At 63.6% G+C, this 22036-nt stretch carries 26 protein-coding genes; 12 read left to right on the forward strand and 14 right to left on the reverse strand.

Going from position 1 to position 22036, the window contains the following annotated elements; all coding sequences use genetic code 11:
- Nucleotides 1–70: 70 nt before the first annotated feature.
- The gene (locus ACIBG0_RS05105; protein ID WP_397029362.1) at nucleotides 71–496 is read right to left on the reverse strand and encodes a pyridoxamine 5'-phosphate oxidase family protein; all 426 of its coding nucleotides are present in this window, start codon (nucleotides 494–496) and stop codon (nucleotides 71–73) included.
- Nucleotides 497–703: 207 nt separating this feature from the next.
- Between ACIBG0_RS05105 and ACIBG0_RS05110 the strand changes: the two genes are divergently transcribed.
- The 3 genes from ACIBG0_RS05110 (at nucleotide 704) to ACIBG0_RS05120 (ending at nucleotide 3550) form a co-directional block, all read left to right on the forward strand.
- Nucleotides 704–1513 carry a crotonase/enoyl-CoA hydratase family protein gene (locus ACIBG0_RS05110; protein WP_397029364.1) on the forward strand — a complete coding sequence of 270 codons (810 nt, stop codon included), beginning with the start codon at nucleotides 704–706 and terminating at the stop codon, nucleotides 1511–1513.
- 55 nt (nucleotides 1514–1568) lie between these two features.
- The gene (locus ACIBG0_RS05115) at nucleotides 1569–2753 is read left to right on the forward strand and encodes an acetyl-CoA C-acyltransferase (protein WP_397030206.1); all 1185 of its coding nucleotides are present in this window, start codon (nucleotides 1569–1571) and stop codon (nucleotides 2751–2753) included.
- Between the two features lie 161 nt (nucleotides 2754–2914).
- A complete protein-coding gene (locus ACIBG0_RS05120; protein WP_397029366.1) occupies nucleotides 2915–3550 on the forward strand; it encodes a TetR/AcrR family transcriptional regulator in 636 nt (211 codons plus the stop codon).
- A 64-nt stretch (nucleotides 3551–3614) separates the two neighbouring features.
- On the opposite strand, the gene ACIBG0_RS05125 is transcribed toward ACIBG0_RS05120, so the two are convergent.
- Both ACIBG0_RS05125 and ACIBG0_RS05130 read right to left on the reverse strand, forming a co-directional pair.
- Nucleotides 3615–4340 carry an enoyl-CoA hydratase-related protein gene (locus ACIBG0_RS05125; RefSeq protein WP_397029368.1) on the reverse strand — a complete coding sequence of 242 codons (726 nt, stop codon included), beginning with the start codon at nucleotides 4338–4340 and terminating at the stop codon, nucleotides 3615–3617.
- Nucleotides 4341–4539: 199 nt separating this feature from the next.
- Nucleotides 4540–4674, reverse strand: a complete 135-nt coding sequence (locus ACIBG0_RS05130) for a hypothetical protein (RefSeq protein WP_397029370.1) — start codon at nucleotides 4672–4674, stop codon at nucleotides 4540–4542.
- 224 nt (nucleotides 4675–4898) lie between these two features.
- Here ACIBG0_RS05130 and ACIBG0_RS05135 point away from each other — a divergent pair, with 224 nt between their 5' ends.
- From ACIBG0_RS05135 to ACIBG0_RS05165, 7 genes are all read left to right on the forward strand, one after another.
- Nucleotides 4899–6023, forward strand: a complete 1125-nt coding sequence (locus tag ACIBG0_RS05135; RefSeq protein WP_397029372.1) for an NADH:flavin oxidoreductase — start codon at nucleotides 4899–4901, stop codon at nucleotides 6021–6023.
- A gap of 122 nt (nucleotides 6024–6145) precedes the next feature.
- On the forward strand, nucleotides 6146–6343 hold the full coding sequence (locus ACIBG0_RS05140) for a hypothetical protein (protein ID WP_397029374.1): 198 nt from the start codon (nucleotides 6146–6148) through the stop codon (nucleotides 6341–6343).
- Nucleotides 6343–6975, forward strand: a complete 633-nt coding sequence (locus ACIBG0_RS05145) for a hypothetical protein (RefSeq protein ID WP_397029376.1) — start codon at nucleotides 6343–6345, stop codon at nucleotides 6973–6975. The genes ACIBG0_RS05140 and ACIBG0_RS05145 overlap by 1 nt, the downstream gene beginning before the upstream one ends.
- A gap of 6 nt (nucleotides 6976–6981) precedes the next feature.
- Nucleotides 6982–7515, forward strand: a complete 534-nt coding sequence (locus ACIBG0_RS05150; protein ID WP_397029378.1) for a hypothetical protein — start codon at nucleotides 6982–6984, stop codon at nucleotides 7513–7515.
- Between the two features lie 191 nt (nucleotides 7516–7706).
- Entirely contained in the window at nucleotides 7707–8213 is a 507-nt protein-coding gene (locus ACIBG0_RS05155) for a hypothetical protein (RefSeq protein WP_397029380.1), read from the forward strand.
- Nucleotides 8213–8875, forward strand: a complete 663-nt coding sequence (locus ACIBG0_RS05160) for a hypothetical protein (protein ID WP_397029382.1) — start codon at nucleotides 8213–8215, stop codon at nucleotides 8873–8875. The genes ACIBG0_RS05155 and ACIBG0_RS05160 overlap by 1 nt, the downstream gene beginning before the upstream one ends.
- A 40-nt stretch (nucleotides 8876–8915) precedes the next feature.
- The gene (locus tag ACIBG0_RS05165; protein ID WP_397029384.1) at nucleotides 8916–9455 is read left to right on the forward strand and encodes a hypothetical protein; all 540 of its coding nucleotides are present in this window, start codon (nucleotides 8916–8918) and stop codon (nucleotides 9453–9455) included.
- A 326-nt stretch (nucleotides 9456–9781) separates the two neighbouring features.
- Here ACIBG0_RS05165 and ACIBG0_RS05170 read toward each other — a convergent pair whose 3' ends face one another.
- Nucleotides 9782–10405, reverse strand: coding sequence for a TetR/AcrR family transcriptional regulator (locus ACIBG0_RS05170; RefSeq protein WP_397029386.1), 624 nt, complete (start codon nucleotides 10403–10405; stop codon nucleotides 9782–9784).
- 136 nt (nucleotides 10406–10541) lie between these two features.
- Between ACIBG0_RS05170 and ACIBG0_RS05175 the strand changes: the two genes are divergently transcribed.
- A complete protein-coding gene (locus ACIBG0_RS05175) occupies nucleotides 10542–11291 on the forward strand; it encodes a TetR/AcrR family transcriptional regulator (protein WP_397029388.1) in 750 nt (249 codons plus the stop codon).
- On the opposite strand, the gene ACIBG0_RS05180 is transcribed toward ACIBG0_RS05175, so the two are convergent.
- The 9 genes from ACIBG0_RS05180 to ACIBG0_RS05220 form a co-directional block, all read right to left on the reverse strand.
- Nucleotides 11251–11631, reverse strand: a complete 381-nt coding sequence (locus tag ACIBG0_RS05180) for a hypothetical protein (RefSeq protein WP_397029390.1) — start codon at nucleotides 11629–11631, stop codon at nucleotides 11251–11253. The two genes, ACIBG0_RS05175 and ACIBG0_RS05180, sit on opposite strands and share 41 nt — an antisense overlap.
- A gap of 96 nt (nucleotides 11632–11727) precedes the next feature.
- Nucleotides 11728–12729, reverse strand: a complete 1002-nt coding sequence (locus ACIBG0_RS05185) for a helix-turn-helix transcriptional regulator (RefSeq protein ID WP_397029392.1) — start codon at nucleotides 12727–12729, stop codon at nucleotides 11728–11730.
- A 13-nt stretch (nucleotides 12730–12742) separates the two neighbouring features.
- Nucleotides 12743–13150 carry an SCP2 sterol-binding domain-containing protein gene (locus ACIBG0_RS05190; RefSeq protein WP_397029394.1) on the reverse strand — a complete coding sequence of 136 codons (408 nt, stop codon included), beginning with the start codon at nucleotides 13148–13150 and terminating at the stop codon, nucleotides 12743–12745.
- 261 nt (nucleotides 13151–13411) lie between these two features.
- A complete protein-coding gene (locus ACIBG0_RS05195; RefSeq protein WP_397030208.1) occupies nucleotides 13412–13909 on the reverse strand; it encodes a tautomerase family protein in 498 nt (165 codons plus the stop codon).
- A gap of 210 nt (nucleotides 13910–14119) precedes the next feature.
- Nucleotides 14120–14413 (reverse strand): transposase family protein, encoded by a 294-nt coding sequence (locus ACIBG0_RS05200; RefSeq protein WP_397029396.1) that lies wholly within the window; start codon nucleotides 14411–14413, stop codon nucleotides 14120–14122.
- A 165-nt stretch (nucleotides 14414–14578) separates the two neighbouring features.
- Entirely contained in the window at nucleotides 14579–16042 is a 1464-nt protein-coding gene (locus tag ACIBG0_RS05205) for a class I adenylate-forming enzyme family protein (protein WP_397029398.1), read from the reverse strand.
- 102 nt (nucleotides 16043–16144) lie between these two features.
- Entirely contained in the window at nucleotides 16145–17023 is an 879-nt protein-coding gene (locus tag ACIBG0_RS05210) for an MBL fold metallo-hydrolase (RefSeq protein WP_397029399.1), read from the reverse strand.
- Nucleotides 17024–17276: 253 nt separating this feature from the next.
- A complete protein-coding gene (locus ACIBG0_RS05215; RefSeq protein ID WP_397029401.1) occupies nucleotides 17277–18182 on the reverse strand; it encodes an alpha/beta hydrolase in 906 nt (301 codons plus the stop codon).
- A gap of 145 nt (nucleotides 18183–18327) precedes the next feature.
- Nucleotides 18328–18888: a PadR family transcriptional regulator gene (locus ACIBG0_RS05220; RefSeq protein WP_397030210.1), complete on the reverse strand. Its 561-nt coding sequence runs from the start codon at nucleotides 18886–18888 to the stop codon at nucleotides 18328–18330.
- A 148-nt stretch (nucleotides 18889–19036) separates the two neighbouring features.
- On the opposite strand from ACIBG0_RS05220, the gene ACIBG0_RS05225 reads away from it, so the two are divergent.
- Nucleotides 19037–21058, forward strand: a complete 2022-nt coding sequence (locus tag ACIBG0_RS05225; protein ID WP_397029403.1) for an FAD-dependent oxidoreductase — start codon at nucleotides 19037–19039, stop codon at nucleotides 21056–21058.
- Between the two features lie 86 nt (nucleotides 21059–21144).
- Here the strand turns inward: ACIBG0_RS05225 and ACIBG0_RS05230 are convergent, their stop codons facing one another.
- The gene (locus ACIBG0_RS05230) at nucleotides 21145–22017 is read right to left on the reverse strand and encodes an enoyl-CoA hydratase/isomerase family protein (protein WP_397029404.1); all 873 of its coding nucleotides are present in this window, start codon (nucleotides 22015–22017) and stop codon (nucleotides 21145–21147) included.
- Nucleotides 22018–22036: the final 19 nt, after the last annotated feature.

Raw genomic sequence — 22036 nt, forward strand, 5'->3', positions numbered from 1 at the left:
GATGCTGCGCCGGACTGATGTCGCGGTGCCCCGGCGGTGTGCCGGGGCACCAGCCGATCCCTGTCGGTCGTCAGGAATCAGCGGAGAAGTCGGCAGAGAACCAGCGGTCCGGGCGGATGGTGTAGAGGACCGAATCGCTGGTCCTGCCAGCGAACTGGCGGCCACCCTCCGCGCCGAGGTAGCGGCTGGCGATAGCCTCCTTCGCTTCCTTCGGCGACGGCCTCGTGGTGTCGACAACTGTGCCCTCGACGATCACGTACTGGTACGGCGGTTCCTCACGCTGCATGACCAGCGTCACCGCACCCGCCTGCTCGATGAGCCGGGCCTTGCGCACGCTGGCACCGGTGTTGATACGGATGGTTCCGTCGGGCGTGTAGTCGTACCAGATCGGCACGCTGGCGGGCGGGCGGCCGTCGGCCGAGGCGACGGACAGAACCGCGATGTGTGCACCCGCGAGAAATTCCTCGCGTTCGGACTCGGTGAAAGGTTTAGGCATAGCGACAGCGTAGAGCTCTGGCTTTAGTTATTAATAGTCAGAAAGGCGGTGATCTATTGCCTGTTGACAGTAGTGAGAACGATCTCTATCGTCTAGCTTGCCCCGTTGCCGACGTAGACAAGAACGGTTTTGGCGACGGCACCCATCGACCAGCGCTCGCCTTCGTGTGGGCGGCGATTCGTCACAGAAGTTAAGGAGCGGCAGACGATGTCTGAAACGACGATCGAGGCGGGCGTGCAGTCCAGCACGGTCAAGACCGAGGTGCGCGGAAACGTGCTGTTGATCGGCCTGAACCGACCCAACAAGAAGAACGCGCTGACCGGAGAGATGTTCGAGGCGCTGGCCGAGGCATACAAGCGCTACGACAGCGATGACAGTCTGCGCTGTGCCGTGCTGTACGGCGAGGGCGGCGTGTACTGCGCGGGCGCGGATTTGACGCAGCTGAAGGAACTCGTCGAGGGTGGCGGACTCGTCTACGGCGAAGGGGAATACGACCCGTTCGGTCTCGAGGGTGCCCGGCTCTCGAAGCCGTTGATCGCCGCTGTTCATGGCATGTGTTTCGCGGGTGGGCTGGAGCTCGCTCTCGCTGGTGAGTTCATCGTGGCAGCCGAGGGCACTCTGTTCGGTCAACCTGAGGTATTGCGCGGCGTCTTCGCGTTCGGTGGCGGCGCGGCGCGTTGGGCGGAGAGTGTCGGCTACGCGAACGCACAGCGGTATCTGCTCACCGGTCACCACCTCGATGCGAAGGAGGCGTACCGGATCGGCTTGGTGCAGGAGGTCGTTCCGGCGGAGAAACTCTTCGATCGGGCCCTGCAACTGGCCGATGAGATCGCGGCCGCGGCGCCGATGGGCGTACGTCACTCGCTGACCGTTTCCCGGCGTGCTGCCGAGGCGGGGGCTCGCGCCGCCTTCGACATCGTTCCCCAGCTGCGGGCCGAGGTTGTCGGAACTAGCGATGCCGCTGAAGGTGTCGCCTCGTTCAAGGAGCGACGGGCTGGCGTCTACACCGGTCGCTGAGCCGGAACCTACCGAGTTCCGCCACCGCAATATCCACCCAACGAAGGGCAGAATCATGAGAGAAGCGGCAATAGTCTCGACGGCGCGCACCCCGATCGGGAAGGCCTACCGCGGCGCGTTCAACAACACCCACAGTGCGACTCTCGGCGGGCATGCTGTCGAGCACGCGCTGAAGAAGGCCGGGCTCGAGCCCTCCCGCGTCCAGGACGTGGTGATGGGAGCCGCGCTCACGACCGGAGTGCAAAGTGGTGATATCGCGCGTCAGATCGCAATACGCGCCGGAATCCCGGTCACCACACCGGCACTCACCGTCAGCAAGTTCTGTACGTCGGGACTGGAGGCGATTGTCGCCGGTTCATATCGTGTGCTCAATGAGGGGGTCGACGTGGTTGCCGCCGGCGGCGTCGAATCGATCAGCATGATTCAGGTCCCGGGCTACGACTTCATGATCGAAGAGCCGTGGATCAAGCAGAACAAGCCCGATTACTACATGCACATGATCGAGACCGCCGAGGTGGTGTACGACCGTTACGGAGTCAGCCGGGACTCCCAGGACGAGTACTCCTTCCAGAGCCAGCAGCGCACCGCCGCGGGGCAAGCTGCCGGACTTTTCGATGACGAGATCGTGCCGATGGAATCGGTGAAGCGCGTGGTGGACAAGGAGACCGGCGAGGAATCGTTCGTCACCGTCAGCCTTACCCATGACGAAGGCAACCGGCCCAGCACCACCCTGGAAGGTCTGCAGGCGCTGAAACCCGTTGCGCGCCCTGATGGTTGTGTCACGGCGGGCAATGCTAGCCAGCTCTCCGACGGCGCGTCCGCGGTGATCGTTATGAACCGCGAGACCGCGGAGAACGAAGGCATCCAGCCGCTCGGCTACTTCCGCGGCTACAACAGCGTCGGCGTCCAACCCGACGAGATGGGCATTGCGCCCGTGTACGCGGTGCCGACGCTACTGGATCGATTCGGCTTGAGCGTCAAGGACATCGGCCTGTGGGAGCTGAACGAGGCGTTCGCGGTGCAGACCGTCTACTGCCGCGACAAGCTGGGCATCCCGGACGAGCTGCTCAACGTCAACGGCGGCGCCATCTCGATCGGTCACCCCTACGGCATGAGCGGCGCCCGGATGGCCGGACACGCCCTGATCGAAGGTAAGCGCCGCGGCGCCAAGTACGTCGTCGTCACGATGTGCGCCGCGACCGGCCTGGGTGGTGCCGGTCTGTTCGAGGTTGCTTACTAGCACCACAATCTCGCGACGATCCGGCTGACCACTCGCCGGACCGTCGCGAAGCCATTTCCGCGGTCACCAGACCGACGGCGATCGGCGCACCCGACGCGCTCGACAAGACCGTCTAGACTGAATCGTCAAGGATATGCGATCAGGAAGGTCGGGGTGCCGTTATGCGCGAGTCGGTGAAAGCGCGGGGCAGCGGGGCGACCGCCGGGGATGAGCCCGACCGCGCGGGACTCTCGCACAAGGAGCGACTGCTCCGCCAAGGAACACGGCAGTTTTACGCGAATGGCTTCAGTGGCACCACTGTCGATGCCTTGCTCGCGGCTTCCGGTGTGCCGAAGGGGTCGTTCTACCATCACTTCGGATCCAAAGAGTCGTTCGGCCGGGCGGTATTGGAACGGTACCAACACTTCCAGCTGGATCTCCTCGCGGCCTGGGCGGCCAAGACCGAGCTGGCTACGGCGGACAAGCTCACCGGGTACTTCGGTGCGATGGTCGACAGGTTTGTCGACTCCGGGTTTCAACGCGCGTGCTTGGTCGGCAAGTTCTCCACAGAAGTAGCCGCCACTTCCGAGGCGTTTCGCGGTCAACTCGATGACGACCTTCGCATATGGAAGTCGCGGCTGCGCGAAATCCTCGCCGCTGGCCAGGACGAGGGCGACGTTCGAACCGATCGAACTCCGGATGAACTGGCCGATACTCTTCTCGCCCTCATTCAGGGCGCATTCGTAGTCGCGCTGTCGACGCGGGATGCCGAGTCGCTGCGTTCTGTGTGTGCGAGCATTCCGATGCTCATCACATGAGTGGCTGAAATACAGATGGAAGCGGTCCCGGTAGCCAGTATTACCGGGACCGTTTCCATGAGTATTACTCGAGGAATCGGGCTATTGCCGCTTTGGCATCCGCCGAATGACAGCGCTCGATGAAATGCTCGGCTTCCTCATCGATTACCCGCAGCACGTCGAGCTTGTCGCGGTGGAGGAGTCGTTTGGTCAAGCGCACCGATTCGGCGGGCAGCGCCCGCAGCGCCGCGGCGGTGTCGAGCGCTGCTGTCAATGCGTGACCATCGTCCACGACCTGGTTTATCAGGCCGGTCTTTTCCGCTCGGCCCGCATCGAATTTGTCGCCGAGCAGCAGTAGCTCAGAGGCCGTCTTGTAGCCCGCGATGCGCGACAGCAACAGGGTCGACGCGCCCTCCGGGGTCAGTCCCAATTTGACGAAAGGCAACGAGAACACGGTCGAGCGGCCGGCGAAAGCCAAGTCGCAATGCAGGAGCATGCTCGCGCCGATCCCGACCGCAAAACCCTCGACTGCCGCGATGATTGGTTTTTCGGCGTCGACGAGGGCGTGCAACAGGTCGAACGGTGCTCTCGAGTTGGGATGATCCCGGAAGCTGGCCAGGTCGTTTCCACTGGTGAAGATGCCACCGCGGCCCGTAATCACCGTTACGTCCACGTCGGGATCACGGTCGGCCGCCGCAATACCGTCGGCGAGCGCACGGTACATCTGGATGTCGAAGGCGTTGCGTTTGGCGGATCTGTCGATCGTTAGAACACGGACGCCAGGTTCAGTGGTTTCGACGATCAGAGACATCCGATTCCTAAGAGAGTTGTCGCGGTCATATGTGGTGCCTGTCCCGTTTCGATGGGGGAGGCACACGGCGTAGTGGGGGTGCGATCTCGCCGTCCGACGAATCCGCTTAGCCGCGTCCTCGGCGCCGAATCGCTTCCGGACAGTCGGGATGAGTTCGGCTTCAGCGGCCGCGTCGCCCTGGCGTTGGGCGAGACGGGCGCTACTCAGGATGGGCCTGCACGGCGGCGCGGATCGAGTCGTCGGTGTCGACGGCGCCGTACGCGATAGCGTGTTCGGCCCGCACGACCTCGTCGATCGCGTCGCGTTCGGTGGGCCGGTCGAGGCCGTTGATCACCGAGCCTTCCTGCCGGACCTTCAGGATTTCGCGTGCCCTGAGTTGGTCCTTCGGCGTCGGGCTCGGTTCGCCGGCGTCGTAGGGATTGATTCAGCCGCCAATCGGTAATGGCCCGTTGTGGGCTAGACTAATTCGTCTAGACCGGATCGTCAAGCGATTTCGCAGGCGCGATGCCGGTATGTACTTGTCGGCTTCAGCTTGTCGGAGCATCAGGAGGATTCTCGATGACCACCACCGCAGGTATCGGACGGACCGGGCAGGTGCTCGGCCGCCCCTTCAGTGTCGGCGACCTCACCGTGCCCAACCGAATCGTCATGGCCCCACTGACGCGGTACTTTTCTCCGGACGGCGTTCCTGACGATGACGTGGCGCAGTACTACGCTCGTCGAGCCGCCGCGGAGGTGGGCCTGATCATCACCGAGGGGACCTTGGTCGATCACCCCTCGTCGGGCACCAGCGACCGGGTCCCGCGATTCTGGGGCGAGGAGGCGCTCGCCGGCTGGCGCGGTGTCGCGTCGGCCGTGCATCAGGCCGGGGGAAAGATCATCCCGCAACTCTGGCACGTGGGCACTACCCGTACCGACGGGGCCGGTCCCATCCGTACGGCGCCGCCAGTGGGTCCGTCTGGACTCGCCCTCGACGGATTGCCCAATGGTGTCGCGCTGAGCACTGCGGATATCGATGACGTGATCGGCTCCTTCGCCCGCGCGGCCGCAGCCGCTCAGGAACTGGGCTTCGACGGCCTGGAATTGCACGGCGCCCACGGCTACCTGGTTGATCAATTCCTCTGGGAGCGGACCAATCAGCGTACTGATTCCTACGGCGGTGACCTCGCCTCCCGGGTCCGCTTCGCTACTGAGGTCGTCGCGGCCGTCCGGGCTTCCGTCACGCCTGGCTTTCCCGTCTTCTTCCGCCTGTCCCAGTGGAAGTCCGGCCAGTTCGACGCGCGTCTCGCCGACACTGCGACGGAGCTGGAAGCAATCCTGTCGCCTCTGGCAGAAGCCGGTGTCGACGTCTTTCACGCATCCACTCGGCGCTACTGGCTGCCGGAGTTCGAAGGCAGTGACCTCAACCTCGCCGGGTGGGCCAGAAAACTCACCGGTAAGGCCTCGGTCACGGTCGGGTCCGTCGGTCTGGACAAGGAGTTTGCTGGACCTGATGGCAGGCCGACGCATTCCGCCGTTACGGGCATCCATGGACTACTCGACCGTGCTGAACGCGATGAGTTCGATCTCGTCGCAGTCGGCCGCGCGCTGATCGCCGACCCCGAGTGGGCCCGCAAGGCGCTTACCGGGCGCCTAGCCGACGCCGAGCCTTACGATGCGTCGCTCCTCGAAACCCTCCGCTGAATTCTGGGTGCGATCGATGGCGGTAGCTGCGCGTTGACATGAGAGCGAGCGATCTCTATTGTTCCTGTGATGCGGCCCACATTCAACGGCGAGCAGGCCGCCCGTCACACTCAGGAGAATCGATGCCATCGGTCGTCACCTCTGACCAGCCCATCACGCTCGATTGCGGGAGCGATGCGCGCGGTATTGCCGATGTCGTCGCCAACCGCGGATTGCGAGTTCTCGGGGCCGTCGCCACCGGGAAAATGTTGATGCAAGAGCTGATCGAGTACTCGATTACAGTGCCGCGCGTGCTCGTGTTGAGCTCGGTGGTGTCGTGATGGCCGCTTTCCAGTACAGGCTCGGCGCGTTGGCGCACAACGGCAACGAGCCGGTGCTCGACGCGGTCGCGCAGACCACGTCGTCGGGGCGCGAAGTGTCACGCGCAACCTGGATCGGCCGGGGCGCGGTGGTGCTGGCGCTGGTCCCGCTCGGCGCGTTCTACCTGGGACCGAGAATCTATGATCTCACCACGACCCCGGACCGACTGCACCATGCGGTCGAGGCGGGGGACCGCTACAACCCAGCGCTGGTTCGGATCGCCGACCACGAACGGGTGACAGTGGGCGCTTTCGCTGTGCTCGACAAGATGCGCGAGTGCCTGGCCGGTGTCCTCGCCATGGGCAACACGGTGGCGGCCGAACTCGACGCATTGGTCGGCCACATCGCGGGCGACCTACAGGCGACCCTGGACCATACCGGCGTCAACGTCGCCTATCTGGTCGGATCGCTCGATGCGCTGACCACTCGCGTCAGCGCATTGCAGGCGCCGGCGAACGGTGCCGCCGCCGCGCTGTCGGACAACCGGGCGACGATGGCCGCAATCCTCGACGACGTACGGGCGACGGCCGCCGAAGTGCACAACACGCGGGTTTCCGCGGAATCCGCCGCTGGCGACCTGTCGGGAAGGTAGCCGACGATGATGTTCTTCGGACGACCAGGCGGACCGGCTCGGACTGTTCTCGCACTGGTGGCGGTCGGCGTGCTCGGCCTGCTCTCATTCGTGATCTTCAATCTGAACCGGAGCCTGGATAACCAGCAACACGTCAATGCCACGAGCGTCGGTGTTTCGCATGGCTTTCTCGACGTCAATGATCAGCTGACCCGGGAGCTCGGAGAACTGACCAAGCTGACCGGCACCGCGCAGACGGCGCTGGATTCCATCAAGGCGCTGGGGCCGCTGCTGGCGAAATTGCACGATGCCATCACGCCGGTCGCGGCGTCGCTGTCGAGCAGTGCGCAGGGGGCGCAGGTCACCACCGAGCAGCTCGGCGATATCGCGCGGATTCTCGGCGAAGTGCACGACGTCGTCATCCCTTTGGTGGACTCCGCTCGGACGTTCGGCGACCAAGGCAAGGCGCTGTTGGTGATGATCGAGGGTTTGGTCACCGACTTGCGGGCCGCGGTCGCATCGGCCGCGACGATAAACCAGGTGCTGCCGCTGCCGGGTTGAGCCCGTCGGCCGCCACCCATACTCCGATCGACTGGACAGAAATGCGACCCACATTGCGAACCCCAAGAACAGCGGACCTTGGACGTATTGTCCCGCTCTCGGTTCGTCCTCACCGCGACGATGCCGCGGTCCGCTACCCACTCACCCGGTTTTCGATAGCCACCGAATGGCTCGGCCGACTGGCTGCGGTCATGTCAGCGGTACTGCTGGTGCTGGTCCTCATCACCGTGCACAAGGGTCTCGGCGTACAGCACAGCACACGCGCCATTGTGAACAACTTCCGACAAGCCAATCAGTACTTCGACGAGCGGGCCGACCTGGGCTCTCCCGCCCGCGCCCGCAACGAGCTCGCCGAACTGAGAACTGTCCTGGCAGAACTGAATTCGGCAACCGCAGCCGACGTCGATCAGCTCGCTGTGTTGCTGCCCGACATGCGGACGCTGGTCGCTGCCGGCCGCGATGACGTCAATATCGCCAACCAACTCCAAGGCATCGCCTCGTCGCTGCAGGGCGCGGCCGGATCGCTACACGGCATCTCCGACGAGGCGAACGCGTCAGTGGTGAGCGTGAACAATCGACTCCTCGCGGCACTGGACCTGGTGGACCAGCTCAACGCCGAACTCCAGCGTACGACGGACAAACTCGCACCGATCCCCGCTCAGGGAAACCTGATCCCCGCCCCGGCGGGAGGGAACTGATGGTCAGCAAACGAACCTTCACCTCGGTGGTGCTGGCCGCCGGTGCGGTACCCGCGCTCAGCCTGTGCGTAGTGAATGGCTTCCTTCCTTCGTTCCGTGACGTCAGCGACCCGCTTGGACGGCCATCGGCATTGAGCGAGCAGGTCATCGATTCAGCCCAGCAACTCGACACCCTGACCGCGGGGCTGGAGCCGAAGCACGCACGGCTGGCGGTGGATATCCAGGCCCTGGGGCCACTGTCGAGCGAGTTGGGCCTGCTCGCAGGTAGGAGCGCCGAACTGTCACCGCTCGCAACAACATTGAGCGGCGACGCGGGGAAGGTCGCGCGCATCGCGGCACCGTTGCCGGATGCGGTGGCAGGCGTTACGGGGCGTGCCGCCGAGGCTGGGACCGCTGTGGATGGATTGTCGACGGCGGTCGGTTCCGTTACCACCGAACTGCAGGGGATCCATGGGGCTCTGGCGACTATCCAGAGCACCCTCCGAGCGCTCGGCCCCAAGGGGGCGGGCCTCGCCTCGACGCTGGCCGCCATTCAGGAAGAGGCGGCCCATGTCCGGGAGTTCGGACCACTACTGGTGGTCGTCGGCCCACCATTCAACAGTCTCGGCATCCCGCCCTTGGGTTTCGAGGCGCCACCGTTACCGCCACTGCCTCATTCATGAGCGCCCCTGGCGGCGAGTCGATATTCGGACGGAGCGAATAATGCGTAATGCTGACAGGTTTCGGCTGTCTTGGGCGGTGACCCTGGCGTTCACCATCGCGATGCTGACCGGCCTGCTGATTGTCACGAGGGACCTTGGCATCACCAGCGACATCTTCGAAGACGGTGTCGTGCAAGCACAAACTCTCGACAAAACGACCGATAAGGCGCTCGATGGGGCGCGCCAGCTGCCATCGGCAACTGATGCCGCCCAACAGGGGCTGCCGGAAGTGGTCGGCATCATCGACTCGCTCACCTCCGCTAATCAGGCGCTGGCCACCCTCGGTGACCAACTCGCCGCCCTCGACGTCACGTTGACCTCGGCCGATGCTCCCCTTGCCGGAACAATTGCGGCTGGCCGGGAGGCAGGCGGACAGGCCGGTGCAGCCGTCGACCCACTCGGCGGGATCACGGCGACGCTCAACGACGCGAACGCCAACGCGCAGACCCTCGGTCGGAAGCTCGACGAGACGCTGACCCTCTCGCAGACGATCGATCAGAAACTGCGCATCGCATTGCTTCTGCCGAAAATCGGGAACTGACAAAGGATCAAGAAGTGCCAACCCATCATGCCGAAGCCGCGGTAGGGCCTGTTCGTGCCGCGATCGAGACCCAGGCATGACGTTCATAGCAGCGGTCTGCGCGGTGCAGGTTCCCGTCACCCTCATCAGCATCTTCTGGCGATCGGGTGGCGGGGAAATGGCGTCATCGGCTCATCGTCTGCGCAGGTATTTCTGGCGAATCAGGTACCAGCTGGTGTGCCCGCCGGACACTCGACCGCCGCGGGGCGCGGATTGAACTCACGGGACGTCCAGCCGTTCGATTCTCGAAATCCGGGCGCGAAGACCCTACCGCTGGAGTACCTGGATCAGGAGGCAACAGGCTCGGGACCGGTGTGCTCGCGTGCCTCGGCGGCCAGCGCGGCATCGAGCAGCACTTCCGCGGCCATGCGCGCCTGCGCTGCTGATTCCCTGAAGTTCGAATGCATCTGCGCGCTGACGAAAACGCCATTCATCAAAATCAGTAGCTGTGAAGCCAGGGGCTCGGGTTGCCGGAGGCCGGCCTGGGTGAGGTATCGAGCGAATATCTCGCGTACGAAATTCTTGTGGGCCACCGCGATGTCCACGAAGGTGCGTTGGTCTCCCATCTCCACCGCGACGTTGATGAACGTGCAGCCTCGGTATTCAGGATCCGCGGTCAATCGTCCGAGGAAGTCGAACGCGGCGAGCACGCGCTCCTTGCCGGTATCACCGGCACGTTCGACCTCGCGTTCGAACTTGGCGCGGACCCGACGATCCTTGTCGAGAAGGAATGCTTCGACAAGGCCCTCCTTCGATCCGAAATGCCGATAGAGGGTCATGATCGGGGTCTGCGCCTCTTCGAGCAACCGGTTGACCCCGACGGCGCGGATGCCATCGGTGTAGAACAGCTGCGCCGCGGCCATGAGGCGGTCCCGAGGTGCCTTGTCGTGGGTTTTCGCCGCCTTCGCCATGGGCTCAGTATAGCGAATGTTCTATCCCACGACCTGGTGACGGATCTCGCGCGGTTCCACGCGGTCGTCCCACGGTCTTGTACCCTCGTTTTAAGGTCCCTTTGGGGTCATTGACGTGGGGAGGTGCATCGCTTCGATGCCGAAACGCGGCAAGGATACGGCCGTCCGCCTGACGTCCGAGCAAATTGTCGAGCGGCTGGTCGACGCGGCGACAACGCTACTCGCCCAGGCGGGGCCGGCGGAGATCAAGGCTCGGACGGTCGCCGAGACTGCGCAAGTCTCCACAATGGCGGTGTACTACCACGTCGGCGGGCTGCCCGAACTCCTGCAAGCCGTGATCGACCAGGGCTTCCGGGATCTCGATCGAGCGTTCCATCGCGTTCCCCGTAGCGAGGATCCCGCCGCGGACCTCTTCGGGATAGCACTGGCGTGCCGCAGCCTGGCCCGGGCCAATCCGCACCTCTACGATTTGATGTTCGGCCTGTCGACCCGCCGTGGATATCGGCAGCTGAGGCCTTCACGTGCGGGTTCCATGGCCCGATCCGAGGCCTTCCAGGCAGCATATTCGCACCTGTTACAGGAATGCGCCCGCTTTGTGGACAGCGGGCGCATCCGGCGCGAGGAGAATCCGGAAGTCGTGGCCACTCAGCTGTGGAGCTGCGTCCACGGATTCATCACCTTGGAATTGGGCGATCACTTCGCGCAGTTCCCGGATCCCGTCAGCCAGGTCCTGGCATCGGCGATGGTCAATATATTGGTCGGGCTGGGTGACACACCGGAGTCGGCCCGCAGCTCCCTCGTCGCCGCGGTGTGTGCGCATGAGGAGTCCTCGGACCGGGACGTGCTTACCCGACCGACATCAGCGCAATCAGCCGGAGCACCGTGATCGGGTGGGTGATCAACCCCTTGACGATGAGCTCCTTGCGGAGGATCGCGCGAATAACAGACACGCCCTGTTTGGTGCAGAAGCCGGTCGGGAGCAGTCCGCCCGCGCGCATCCGCAGTTGGGACACGGCCAGCAATTGATCGCCTGTCGTGTCGATGACGGTGACGCTGGGTTGCCCGGCAATATCGTTCAGCAACAAGGCCTTATCGGACCCGAAGAGAACAGTGCATGCTGTTCGGGAGCTGCTTTCGCGCAAGGCGATCGGGCGCGCTATTTTCGCGGCCGTTTTGCGCCGCTCCGGAAAGTTCTCGAAATTCTCTTGGAGCAGTGATCCGGTCAACGCTGCCAGGCCGTTGAAGGAATCATCCGCGTATAATGTGCACTCGTACAGTTCTTCGGTTGCTCGTGTCATGCGAGGAGCCTTTGCAGAGTTGATTCAGCTGGCCAATTCGTTCATGGTCGACCCGGAAATTCCGAAACAATCCCGATAGTCGCTCGGCGACATGGACATGAAAGTCCTGAATTCGCGACCGAAATGGCTGGCGTCGTAGTATCCCCAACGATGGGCAATGGACCCGATGGGAAGACTGGTGGCAACGACATCGCGGCGTGCGCCGACAAGTCTTTGTATACGAACGACCGATCCAACGGTATCTCCGGTCAGCGAGAAAGCACGATGCACCGTACGGCTCGAGACGTTGAACGCCTTGGCCAGGTCGACCACGCGGATAGGTCCGGTCCGGAGGTGCTCCTTGATCCACTGTTCGAGCTGTGACCGGAGCGCGGGCAGCAGCGCCGGTCCGTCGTAGGTGGCGCGCGTGCTGCTTCGGATCACCCCGGCGACCAGCGTGAGCAGCGCCTCGCGTGCCGCGTCGACGTCGGCGGCGTTCATGGCGGCGACGTGTTCACCCATACTCTCCACGAAGCTGATCAAAAGGCGTGCCAGCGGTCCGGATTGATCGAGCATCAGGCAGTCGGGGATCGCCGCGCCGGTGTCGTACGGGGCGAGCGCGGAGAATGGGATCACCACACTCCGCTTTCGAAGTCCGGTCGATACGGTGGAGGTGTACGCCACTCGACTTGTCGAAATGAGTGCGGTTCCGGATTCCATGCGGGCGGTACCCGACTCCATTTCGAAGAGCTGATTGCCCGAGGATGCCGTGAGGAGTATCAGCGCCTCGGTATCCGTCGCCTCGATCAGCCGTTTCGTGCGAACCACTGTCAGTGCGGGGCACTCCCATTGGGTGACCTTGATATCGCTGAGATCGAAAGACCGGAACACGCCGTGGATCTCATCGTCCGCGTCGGCCGGGAAATCGACTCCCATCGGCAGCAGACGGCCCGCCATCAACTGCTCCCACGCTGCCCGGCGGTCCCGACGCTCGACCTCGTGCAGGTCGAGCGTCGTCGCCGAATCGTTCACGGTGCTACGTTCCATCGTTCGAACGACATCATCGGGCGAGCAGGTCCGCCCGCCCGGCGTCCGTCAGTAGCTTGATGTACGTCGGAAAGAGCTCCTTGGCCACCGGAATGGCCTTGGCCAAGGTGGCCATCTTCCCTTCGATGCCGATCGCGCCCGATGTCACGGACAAGAGGAGATTCAGGTCGCCCTGCCAGAAGCGGTTCGCGAATTCTCCCGTCATGCGGAGGGTGCAGTCCGATTCGGCGTCGGCGCTGCCCTGGACGGCGGTCATGTGCGGGATGTCGATGATCACGACGCCGTCGGGCTCGGTGGTGACTACCTTGAGCACACCCTCGCCGCTCGAGAACTTCTCGACGAGCTTCGGATCGCTCTTGGCCTGCTCGAACGTCAGTCCGATGTACTTGTACAGGTCCTCGGCGCTGGGGGATGTGGACATTCGGTTGGTTCCTCTCGTGACGGCCGTGGCACGACCGGGCGGCAACGAAGTCGCCCATGCATTCATAATGAAATTTGTAACGAGGTTACAAAAATGCTACAGTGTTGCTCTGACTGTGGCAAGGGTCACATCATCGTGCGCGCTAGACGAGTCTGCTGGTAACGGCTCGAGCGGGCAGGCGTGGATGTGTTGACGCGATCGGGTAGGCGAAATGTCCGCCGATAGCTGCGCGGACGCCCACCCTCGATGCGGCTCGAGCCGCTAGACCGTCTCCCACTCGATGGCGGCGTTTATGCGCGCCCATTCCCTCTCTGCCTCCGAGTCTCCGGGCGGCGGCTTGATCCCGTTTGTGCGCCACAGTTGGATCGGGGTTTCGTCGATATGGATCTCCCAGCGGAAACCGCGGTCCTTGACGTGGGGCGCGATGGCGTCCTCGAAAGCGGCCATGGTCATATCCCGGAAATCGTCCGACTCCGGCATCCGGCGGGCAATGTGATCGATCGTCATGCGGACGAAATCGTTTGCCGGTTCCCCGCCGATCCAGATGGAGTCGGCCGGCTGGTCGTGGAACACGACCACGACATAGAACCGCGGCAGCGCCGCGAAGTCCACATAGACATCGGTGATCGCGTCCGAAAACGCCTTCTTCTGCTCCTTGCTGTACGCGCCTTCGGGAACGTAAATCTTCCACATCGGCATGTGGTTCTCCTTCTTCGTTGAAGCTGGCAACTGCTGACCCTGAGTTGTGGTCTGCGCCACAACCAAGATTACGAATATCGAGTGGTGGTCAATAGGATCAGGACGACGGCTGACGGTATTTCCACGCCCGTGTAAACGGCACGTTGATTCGGAAGGACACCTCGGTCGCGAGATGCCCTGTCATGCGGTGTCCGGCGCGACCCCCAGCGCCAGCGTGACCTTGGTCAGCAGAGTGCTGCGGCGCTGATACCGTGCGGCTACATCGGTGATCTATTCGGCGAATATCCTGCGCGGGCACTCCCGTGCCGGGCAGCGAAATCTCCTGACCTTTACGCGAATACACACTGCCCGGCGGCCGATGCTGTGATCGGCGATCTGCCGCCGGTAGCGGCTGCGCACGCGATCCGAAACACCGCCGCAGTCCGGGCACGTGGCTGATTCGGCGGCGATCTGCGTGTCGAGTCGAATCGTCCCGCCGTCAGCGTCGACCCCGTCGATACGAACACCCGACAGATGTGGGAACAGCAACGCGAATGGCGACTTCAGCACACCACGCACGACCACAAGCGGGAAATTCTCTGCGCCCCAACGGGATCGACACGCCGAGAATCATCGAAAGCCCGAGAATCGCGCCTACGAGGCATGGCAAAACGCGCACGACGGCCGGATCCGGGCGAGCTGCCCGAATCCGGCCGTCGTGCGCGTTATGTAACGAGATGGCTGCGCCGGTTACGCACCGGTGGAGACTGCGGCGTGTGCTTTTCGCAAGGTTGGCTTGTCGATCTTGCCGACCGCGTTCTTAGGGATGGCATCCACCACGAAAGCCGTCGGTCGCTTGTAGCCGGTGAGGTGTCGCTCGCACAGCTCGGTCAGTGCTGCCGTGTCGATGGTCGCGCCTGGCCGCGGCTGGACATAGGCAATGACGATCTCCCCCCATTTTTCGTCGGGAACGCCGATCACGGCGGCCTCCAGAACCGACGGTTCTGTGGTCAGGACGTCCTCGATCTCCTTGGGGTAGATGTTCTCGCCACCCCGGATGATCATGTCTTTCGACCGTCCGACCAGGACCAGATAGCCGTCCGAGTCGAAATGGCCCACGTCACCGGTGCGCAACCAGCCGTCGACGAGCGTTCGAGCTGTTTCTTCAGGACGGCCGAGGTAGCCGCGCATGATGTTGGGCCCGCGCACGATGACCTCACCATCCTCGCCGCTCGCCAGTTCGGTGCCGCTGTCGTCGACGATCCGGATCTCCTGACCGACGAGGGGCAACCCGACGCTGCCGGCGCGCCGGGGGCCGGCGGGCGGGTTGCACGTGGAGACACATGTTCCTTCGGACAGCCCGTAGCCCTCGATGATCGGGAACCCGTATCGGGTCTCGAACCGGGTCAGCAACACATCCGAGGCGGGTGCGGCGCCGCAGGCCCCGAACCGCAAGGACGACGTGTCGGGCACTACCTCCGGCGGGAGCGCGGCCAGCATGTTGTAGATCGTCGGTACCGCGCTGAAGTAGGTGGGTCGCTCACGCTCGACGAGGTCGAAGAAGGAGTTGGGGTCGAACCGGCCGACGATGACCGCACTGCCGCCGACGAGAAGCGGCGACAGGATGCTGATGGTAATGCCGTTGACGTGGAACAGCGGCAGAATCAGCAACGAGCGGTCGGCTGGACCGAGCGCGAGCGCAACGACCATCATCTCCGCCATAGCCTCGATATTGCTGTGGTCGAGCATGACGCCCTTCGGCGTCCCGGTCGTGCCACTGGTGTATACGAGCAGCGACAGCGCGGCCGGGTCCAGAGTCGGTGCCGGATCGAACCCGCCGGGGTCGGTGTACATCGTGTCGACAGCGAGAGTCTGGGTGATCGGTGTGGTCGATTCGTCCTCGACTACCAGCAGACGTGCGTCGGAGTCGCGGAGCTGTCGTTCCACTTCGATGTCGGTCATGCTCGGATTGACCGGCGTGACCGTGGCGCCGATCCGCCAGGACGCGAAGAGCAGCAGCACGAACTCGAGGCGGTTGGTCAATTTCACGGCGACCACATCACCGGCACCGATCCCGAGGTCATGCAGGTGGCGTGCGGCCGCCCGTACCCGAAGCAACAATTCGGCATTGGTGAGCGATTCACGTCCATCGGAGATCGCCGGCCCATCCGGGTCCAGATCGGCGCGGTGGTCGGGCAGGGTAGCGAAATGCATGGCGTACCTATCGGTTTCGGGGCGCGGTGAGGGCGGAGGGGGTTGGCGCGACGACGACCGACGGGCGTGGTCGGCCAGGTCACAGCGCGGCGCGCGGGTCTACTACGCGTCGTCGCGTGCCGCGAACGCGTTGATGGCAGAGAATTGCAAGGTCCACACATTTGCGTGATTGGGGTATTTGGCACTCATGATCGACACGAGGTCGTCGGCGTCCTTCGCGACCGGGAAGGCGGCGATGAAGTCCTGGATGTACGAACGGGTCTGGGCGATCATGGTCTCGACCGCGTAGTCGTCGCCGTCGGGCCTGCGGTGTCCGCACACGATCATCTTCGGCTGGAGCTTCTCCACGACATCGACGGTTTCTAGCCAGTCCTGCCATTCCGCGGGAGTCGACAGGCCGAGCATCGGGTAGATCTCGTTGTAGATGGAATCACCAGCGATAACGGCGTCGATCTCGGGGATGTGCACGATGGTCGTGGGATGTACGTCGGCCTGCTTCACCTCGATGATGTGCAAGGGGGATCCGTCGACGTACAGGGTGTCGGTCTCCAGCGGGTCCGGAAGTGGACCCGAAGGTACGACGGCGTCGCCGAACAGCAAATTCCACTGCATGGTCTGCAACTCCATGGTCTGCTTCATGGACTCGATCACATGCGGCAATGCCACGCATTTCGCGTCCGGGAACCGCTCCATGAGCGGTCCGATGCCCAGGTAGTGGTCCTGGTGATCGTGGGTGATGTAGATCGTGGTCAGCTTCTTGCCGGTGCGCTCGATCAGGTCGCCGAGGTCTTGGACGTCGTCCTTGAGGTACAGCGCGTCGATGAGAACGACCTCCGTCGCGCCACTCACGAGGACGGCGGTGGTCGGCGAGAAGGTGCCGTTGGGAATGCCGGGAAACTCGAAGGCCGGGACATTCGGCCAGCGACTGACGAAGACCGTCGCACGGATGGGTACAGCAGGCGAGTTGGTGTCAGTCGTCATAGGGAACCTCCAGTTGCAGTGTGATCGGTCGGCGGCTGTGGTCGTCGCCAACTCACGTTAGGAACGCGCGGTCCTCGGCAGATAGGCCGAGCGTGCCCAGTGTTGGTACGGGAGCGCCATGGATCTGGGCCGGTCCGCTGACCGCGCGGCTCCCGGGCTGTCGCCCGGGAGCCGCGGATTGCTGAAATGATCGAGAGTCCGAGCACGGTCGTGTTCGGCTGATCAACTCGACCTGGAAATACGAGGCAGAGCCTCATGCTCGGAGGTGCTTGACGAAGTGGTCGCGCGCGGCTCCGGCGCATTCGTCGAAGCCGGGACCTTCGTAGAAGTCGAAGTGTCCGCCATGGGTGACGACGAGCTGCTTGGGCTCGCGGGCCCGCTCGTAGGCGTCGAACGCGAGAGCGTAAGGCGTACACGCGTCCTCGTCGGCGATGATCATCAGCAGCGGCGTGGGCGAGATCTGGGTGATGAAGCTGCCGGGGTCGAATTCTCCGGCCATCTCCAGACTGCGCGCCGTCATCTCGTTCTTCCAGTTCGGAGCCCGGTCCGCCGATACCTTGGTGAACCACTCGTAGGCATCGAGCTGGGGCATCGCGGCCTGCCCCATCGGGTCGGCTGAGACGGCCGGGAGCATCGCGGGCTCACCACCGGCGAACCGGTTGAGACGGTCGGCGTCGAAGTTCCCACGGACGTGGGGCAGGAAGTCCGGCCGGATCAGCCGGTCCAACGTGGCCGGACCCGAGATCATGGGCACCTGGGCGACGACGGCCTTCACCCTTTTGTCGATCGCCGCGACCATCAGAACGATTCCACCAGAGAAGCTGGAGCCCCAGACACCGACCCTGGACTTATCGACCTCCGGGCGGGTGGTGGCGTAGGTGATCGCGTTCCGATAGTCCCGGTACTGGAGAACCGGGTCGAGCTCTTGACGAGGAGTTCCGTCGCTGTCACCGAAATTCCGGTGGTCGTAGACGAGCGCGTTGAGGCCGGCTTCGGCGAAGACGCTGGCGTAGTCGTCCAGGTACATTTCCTTGACGCCTGACATGCCGTGCGTCAGGACGATGACCGGCGCCGGGGCGGTGGTGTTCTGCGCCGGGTAGAACCAGCCGCGAAGGGTGACACCACCTTCGCCGTTGAACTCGATGTCTTCGCGATTCATATGCTTTCCTCTTCACGCCGGGTTGTGTGTCGGACACTGCCAACGTAGGAATGCACGACCGGACTCTGATAGAACGAGTGCGTCGTCTACTGGTATGGGTGTGCCAGGATTCGTGAAGAGGCGGTCAACCGAGCCGCGTCGTGGGTCAGGACGATCGACGATGCCTCTCGGCCCGGTCTATCGCCAGTTGCTCTGCCGCCTTCGCGCACCATTCGGCCCATGACAGTTCGATGTCGATGCCTGCCTGCAGGATTAGGTGCTGGAGGCGTTCTCGACGTGTCGTCGCGGGGCCGTTGAAGTCTCGGTCCTCGATATCGCGGTACGTCTCGAGAAGGGACCGGTGATAGTCCAAATGCTGTTGGATATCGTCGCTCAGGTCGATGTCGCCGAGAACGGCGGCGGCGCGCAGGCGCACCAACAACGGATCCCTGAGGGGCACCGGCTCTTGCCCGGTGGTAACCCATCCTCGTAGATATTGCACGCCTGTTTCGGTGATCTCGTACGCGCGAGGTGCGCCTCTGCCTTTCACCTGGCTGGCATGCGGCTGGACGAGATCGTCGTCGGTCATGCTCCCGAGTTCACGATAAATCTGCTGGTGGGTGGCATGCCAGAAGTAGCCGATAGATGAGTCGAAGCGTCGTGTCAGCTCCTTGCCGGTGGAGGGGCGCTCCATGAGCGCCGTAAGGATCGCGCACCTCAGCGACATCGACCGCTGACCTCCGTTGATGTTTCGGCGACGTATTGCGCAGCCAACTTTACTCAGGCGCCGCCCCACTTCTACTTTTGCAACAAGTTGCATAAAAGCTAGGGTTCGCGCCAAGACACCACTTGGCCGCTAACAAAGGACGAGATCGATGACCGCCTTCCGCAGACTGTTCGAACCGCTGGAAGTGGGGCCGCTGACCCTGCCGAATCGGGTGGTGATGGGCTCGATGCATCTGGGCTTGGAGGAAGTCGAAGGTGGATTCGAGACGATGGCCGCGTTCTACGCCGAGCGTGCCCGGGGCGGCGTCGGCCTCATTGTCACCGGCGGCGTTTCACCGAACCACGCCGGCAGGCCGTTCGCGGTGGGCGCGACAATGTCCACCGCCGAGGACGTGCGGCAGCACCGGCTGGTGACACGCTCGGTGCACGACGCGGGCGGTCGAATCGCACTGCAGCTCCTGCATTTCGGCCGTTATGCCAAGCATTCCGATTTAGTGGCGCCGAGTGCCGTGCGAGCGCCGATCAATCGCTTTGTTCCGCGCGAGATGGACCCGGCCGAGATCGAAGAGACTATCGATGACTTCGCGGCCGCGGCTGTGCTCGCGCGGTCCGCCGGTTACGATGGCGTCGAGATCATGGGCTCCGAGGGCTATCTGATCAACGAATTTCTGGCGCCCCGTACGAATCTCCGCCTCGATGAATGGGGCGGGGACTTCGAGAACAGGGCGCGGTTCGCCCTCGAGATCGTGCGCCGCACACGCCTGGCCGTCGGCGAGGACATGCTGATTTCGTTCCGGATCTCCGTCACCGATCTGGTTCCCGAGGGCTCCACCTTCGCTGAGACGATTGAACTGGCGCGGCGACTCGAGCAGGCGGGGGTGTCGATGCTGAGCACCGGTATCGGTTGGCACGAATCGAGTGTTCCGACGATCGCGTCGCCGGTACCCGCAGGCGCGTTCCGGGACTATTCCGCGAAAATTACTGCGGCCGTGCACATTCCGGTCGTCGCGAGCAACCGGATCAACACTCCCGAACTCGCCGAGGAGATTTTGGCCAGCGGTGGCGCGGATCTGATATCCATGGCGCGTCCGCTGCTGGCGGATCCGGAGTTCGTGAACAAGGCGCGCGCCGGGCGGGCGCACCGCATCAATACCTGCATCGCGTGTAATCAAGCGTGCATCGACCATACGTTGGCCGAAAAGACCACGACCTGCCTGGTAAATCCCCGCGCGGGCCATGAGCTCACGCTGCTGCGCACGCCACCGAAGACATGCAAACGCATCGGCGTGGTGGGGGCCGGACCGGCGGGGATGGCGTTCAGTTCGTTCGCCGCCCGACGGGGCCACCAGGTGACATTGTTCGAATGCCGTCCCACGCTCGGCGGGCAGTTCGATCTCGCCTGGCGTATTCCGGGTAAGTCGGAGTATCGCGAGACGATCAGGTACTACGAGGGTGAACTCGAGGAGGCGGGCGTCTCGATCCGGCGGAAGACACAGGCCTGTGCAGAGTTGCTGCTGTCAGAGGATTTCGACGAGATCGTCCTCGCGACGGGAGTGAAGCCACGCGGCATATCGATTGCTGGAGCGTCGCATCGGTCGGTAGTCAGCTATGTCGATGTGCTTCGCGGGACGGCACCGGTTGGTGATCGAGTCGCCATCATCGGTGCCGGTGGCATCGGGTTCGATATCGCCGCCTTCATCACGAATGAGGAATCTTCCGATACCGATCCTCGCGCGGAGTTCTTCCAGCACTGGGGGGTGGATATCGATCCGCACGTGCCGGGCGGAGTCCGGGCACCGGCGAAACTCGGTTCGGCCCGCCGGGTCTATTTGCTGCAGCGAAAGACCGACAAAGTGGGGGCGGGCCTCGGATTGACCACCGGATGGATCCACCGAGCACACGTCGCGTCCCGCGGCGTTGAGATGATGTCGGGAGTTACCTACGACGCTATCGACGACGACGGTCTCCATATCACCGTGAACGGCCGCGCCACAACGCTGGACGTGGACACGGTAATAGTGTGTGCCGGACAACTGCCCGAGCGTGACATCTACGACGAGTTGCTGACACGGGGGATACCCACACACCTCATCGGTGGGGCGTCGGTCGCTGCCGAACTGGACGCCAAACGCGCGATTCGGGAGGGCGCGGAACTGGCCTCGAGGATCTGACCGTCGTCGAGCCCGTGTTGATTCGTGTTCGGTCCGAACCATGGCGGTCCATGGTTCGGACAGAACGGATGTGCCGGGAATCCGGTTCAGAACTGTCGGCCGGGGCCGTCCGTAGTTGCGAAGAGGGCACGCAGCAGGCGCGCCTGGGCCGCACCCTCGAGTTGGCGTTGCAGGTCGATGTCCGAGACCTCGGCCGACTGCAGTAGCGCCTTGGTCTCGCGAGCGGCACCGGTGTCCGCCTGTAAGAGACCGCGAGCCCAGTCCTCGACCTCGCGCTCGAGATTGTCGGCAGGCACTACGCAGTGCGCCAATCCCAGGGCTTCTGCTTCCTTGGCGTCGAGATTGCGCGCCCGAACGCAGATTTCGAGTGCGCGCCCGTACCCGACCTGCCGAACCAGGGGAGTGAGTCCGGTCAGGTCGGGCACCAGTCCGAGGGTGGGTTCTTTCATGCAGAAGACCGCGTTGTCGGCCACGATCCTGAGATCGCACGCGAGGGCGAGCTGGAATCCGGCACCGACGGCGTGTCCCTGGACAGCGGCGATCGAGATGAAGTTCGAGTCGCGCAGAAACATGAAACCGTCTTGGTACTCACGGATCTTCCGCGCGATGGTCACATCGGAACCATCGAGCAGACCGGCAATGGTTTCGGTGTTGCCGGTGGCGTTCAGCATGGAGCGATCCAAACCAGCCGAGAAGCTGGGCCCTTCGGCGCGCACGACCAGAATTCGAACGTCGGCTGGCATCGTCTGTCCTAACCCGGCGAGCGCCCGCCACATTGCCGGAGACTGCGTGTTACGCCGTTCCGGTTTGCACAGTGTGATCTCGGCGATCGGTCCGCTGTGCCTGAACCGTAGTCCCGCCGAGTGCAGCTCGGCCTCGGTTGTGCCTGTCATCGATCGATCGTTTGCTCGGGTCATTGTCGTTTCTCTCCCAGCTCGGGTGTGTAGATGGCCACGCATTCGCGGATGACCATGCGTC

This window comes from Nocardia sp. NPDC050630 (genome assembly GCF_044457245.1).
Lineage (GTDB): Bacteria > Actinomycetota > Actinomycetes > Mycobacteriales > Mycobacteriaceae > Nocardia.

Excerpts from the sequence above, each read along its gene's own strand:
- ACIBG0_RS05105 (WP_397029362.1), bottom strand. The coding sequence starts at position 496 with ATGCCTAAACCTTTCACCGAGTCCGAACGCGAGGAATTTCTCGCGGGT.
- ACIBG0_RS05110 (WP_397029364.1), top strand. The coding sequence starts at position 704 with ATGTCTGAAACGACGATCGAGGCGGGCGTGCAGTCCAGCACGGTCAAG.
- ACIBG0_RS05115 (WP_397030206.1), top strand. The coding sequence starts at position 1,569 with ATGAGAGAAGCGGCAATAGTCTCGACGGCGCGCACCCCGATCGGGAAG.
- ACIBG0_RS05120 (WP_397029366.1), top strand. The coding sequence starts at position 2,915 with ATGCGCGAGTCGGTGAAAGCGCGGGGCAGCGGGGCGACCGCCGGGGAT.
- ACIBG0_RS05125 (WP_397029368.1), bottom strand. The coding sequence starts at position 4,340 with ATGTCTCTGATCGTCGAAACCACTGAACCTGGCGTCCGTGTTCTAACG.
- ACIBG0_RS05135 (WP_397029372.1), top strand. The coding sequence starts at position 4,899 with ATGACCACCACCGCAGGTATCGGACGGACCGGGCAGGTGCTCGGCCGC.
- ACIBG0_RS05140 (WP_397029374.1), top strand. The coding sequence starts at position 6,146 with ATGCCATCGGTCGTCACCTCTGACCAGCCCATCACGCTCGATTGCGGG.
- ACIBG0_RS05145 (WP_397029376.1), top strand. The coding sequence starts at position 6,343 with ATGGCCGCTTTCCAGTACAGGCTCGGCGCGTTGGCGCACAACGGCAAC.
- ACIBG0_RS05150 (WP_397029378.1), top strand. The coding sequence starts at position 6,982 with ATGATGTTCTTCGGACGACCAGGCGGACCGGCTCGGACTGTTCTCGCA.
- ACIBG0_RS05155 (WP_397029380.1), top strand. The coding sequence starts at position 7,707 with ATGTCAGCGGTACTGCTGGTGCTGGTCCTCATCACCGTGCACAAGGGT.
- ACIBG0_RS05160 (WP_397029382.1), top strand. The coding sequence starts at position 8,213 with ATGGTCAGCAAACGAACCTTCACCTCGGTGGTGCTGGCCGCCGGTGCG.
- ACIBG0_RS05165 (WP_397029384.1), top strand. The coding sequence starts at position 8,916 with ATGCGTAATGCTGACAGGTTTCGGCTGTCTTGGGCGGTGACCCTGGCG.
- ACIBG0_RS05170 (WP_397029386.1), bottom strand. The coding sequence starts at position 10,405 with ATGGCGAAGGCGGCGAAAACCCACGACAAGGCACCTCGGGACCGCCTC.
- ACIBG0_RS05175 (WP_397029388.1), top strand. The coding sequence starts at position 10,542 with ATGCCGAAACGCGGCAAGGATACGGCCGTCCGCCTGACGTCCGAGCAA.
- ACIBG0_RS05185 (WP_397029392.1), bottom strand. The coding sequence starts at position 12,729 with ATGGAACGTAGCACCGTGAACGATTCGGCGACGACGCTCGACCTGCAC.
- ACIBG0_RS05190 (WP_397029394.1), bottom strand. The coding sequence starts at position 13,150 with ATGTCCACATCCCCCAGCGCCGAGGACCTGTACAAGTACATCGGACTG.
- ACIBG0_RS05205 (WP_397029398.1), bottom strand. The coding sequence starts at position 16,042 with ATGCATTTCGCTACCCTGCCCGACCACCGCGCCGATCTGGACCCGGAT.
- ACIBG0_RS05210 (WP_397029399.1), bottom strand. The coding sequence starts at position 17,023 with ATGACGACTGACACCAACTCGCCTGCTGTACCCATCCGTGCGACGGTC.
- ACIBG0_RS05215 (WP_397029401.1), bottom strand. The coding sequence starts at position 18,182 with ATGAATCGCGAAGACATCGAGTTCAACGGCGAAGGTGGTGTCACCCTT.
- ACIBG0_RS05220 (WP_397030210.1), bottom strand. The coding sequence starts at position 18,888 with ATGTCGCTGAGGTGCGCGATCCTTACGGCGCTCATGGAGCGCCCCTCC.
- ACIBG0_RS05225 (WP_397029403.1), top strand. The coding sequence starts at position 19,037 with ATGACCGCCTTCCGCAGACTGTTCGAACCGCTGGAAGTGGGGCCGCTG.
- ACIBG0_RS05230 (WP_397029404.1), bottom strand. The coding sequence starts at position 22,017 with ATGCGTGGCCATCTACACACCCGAGCTGGGAGAGAAACGACAATGACC.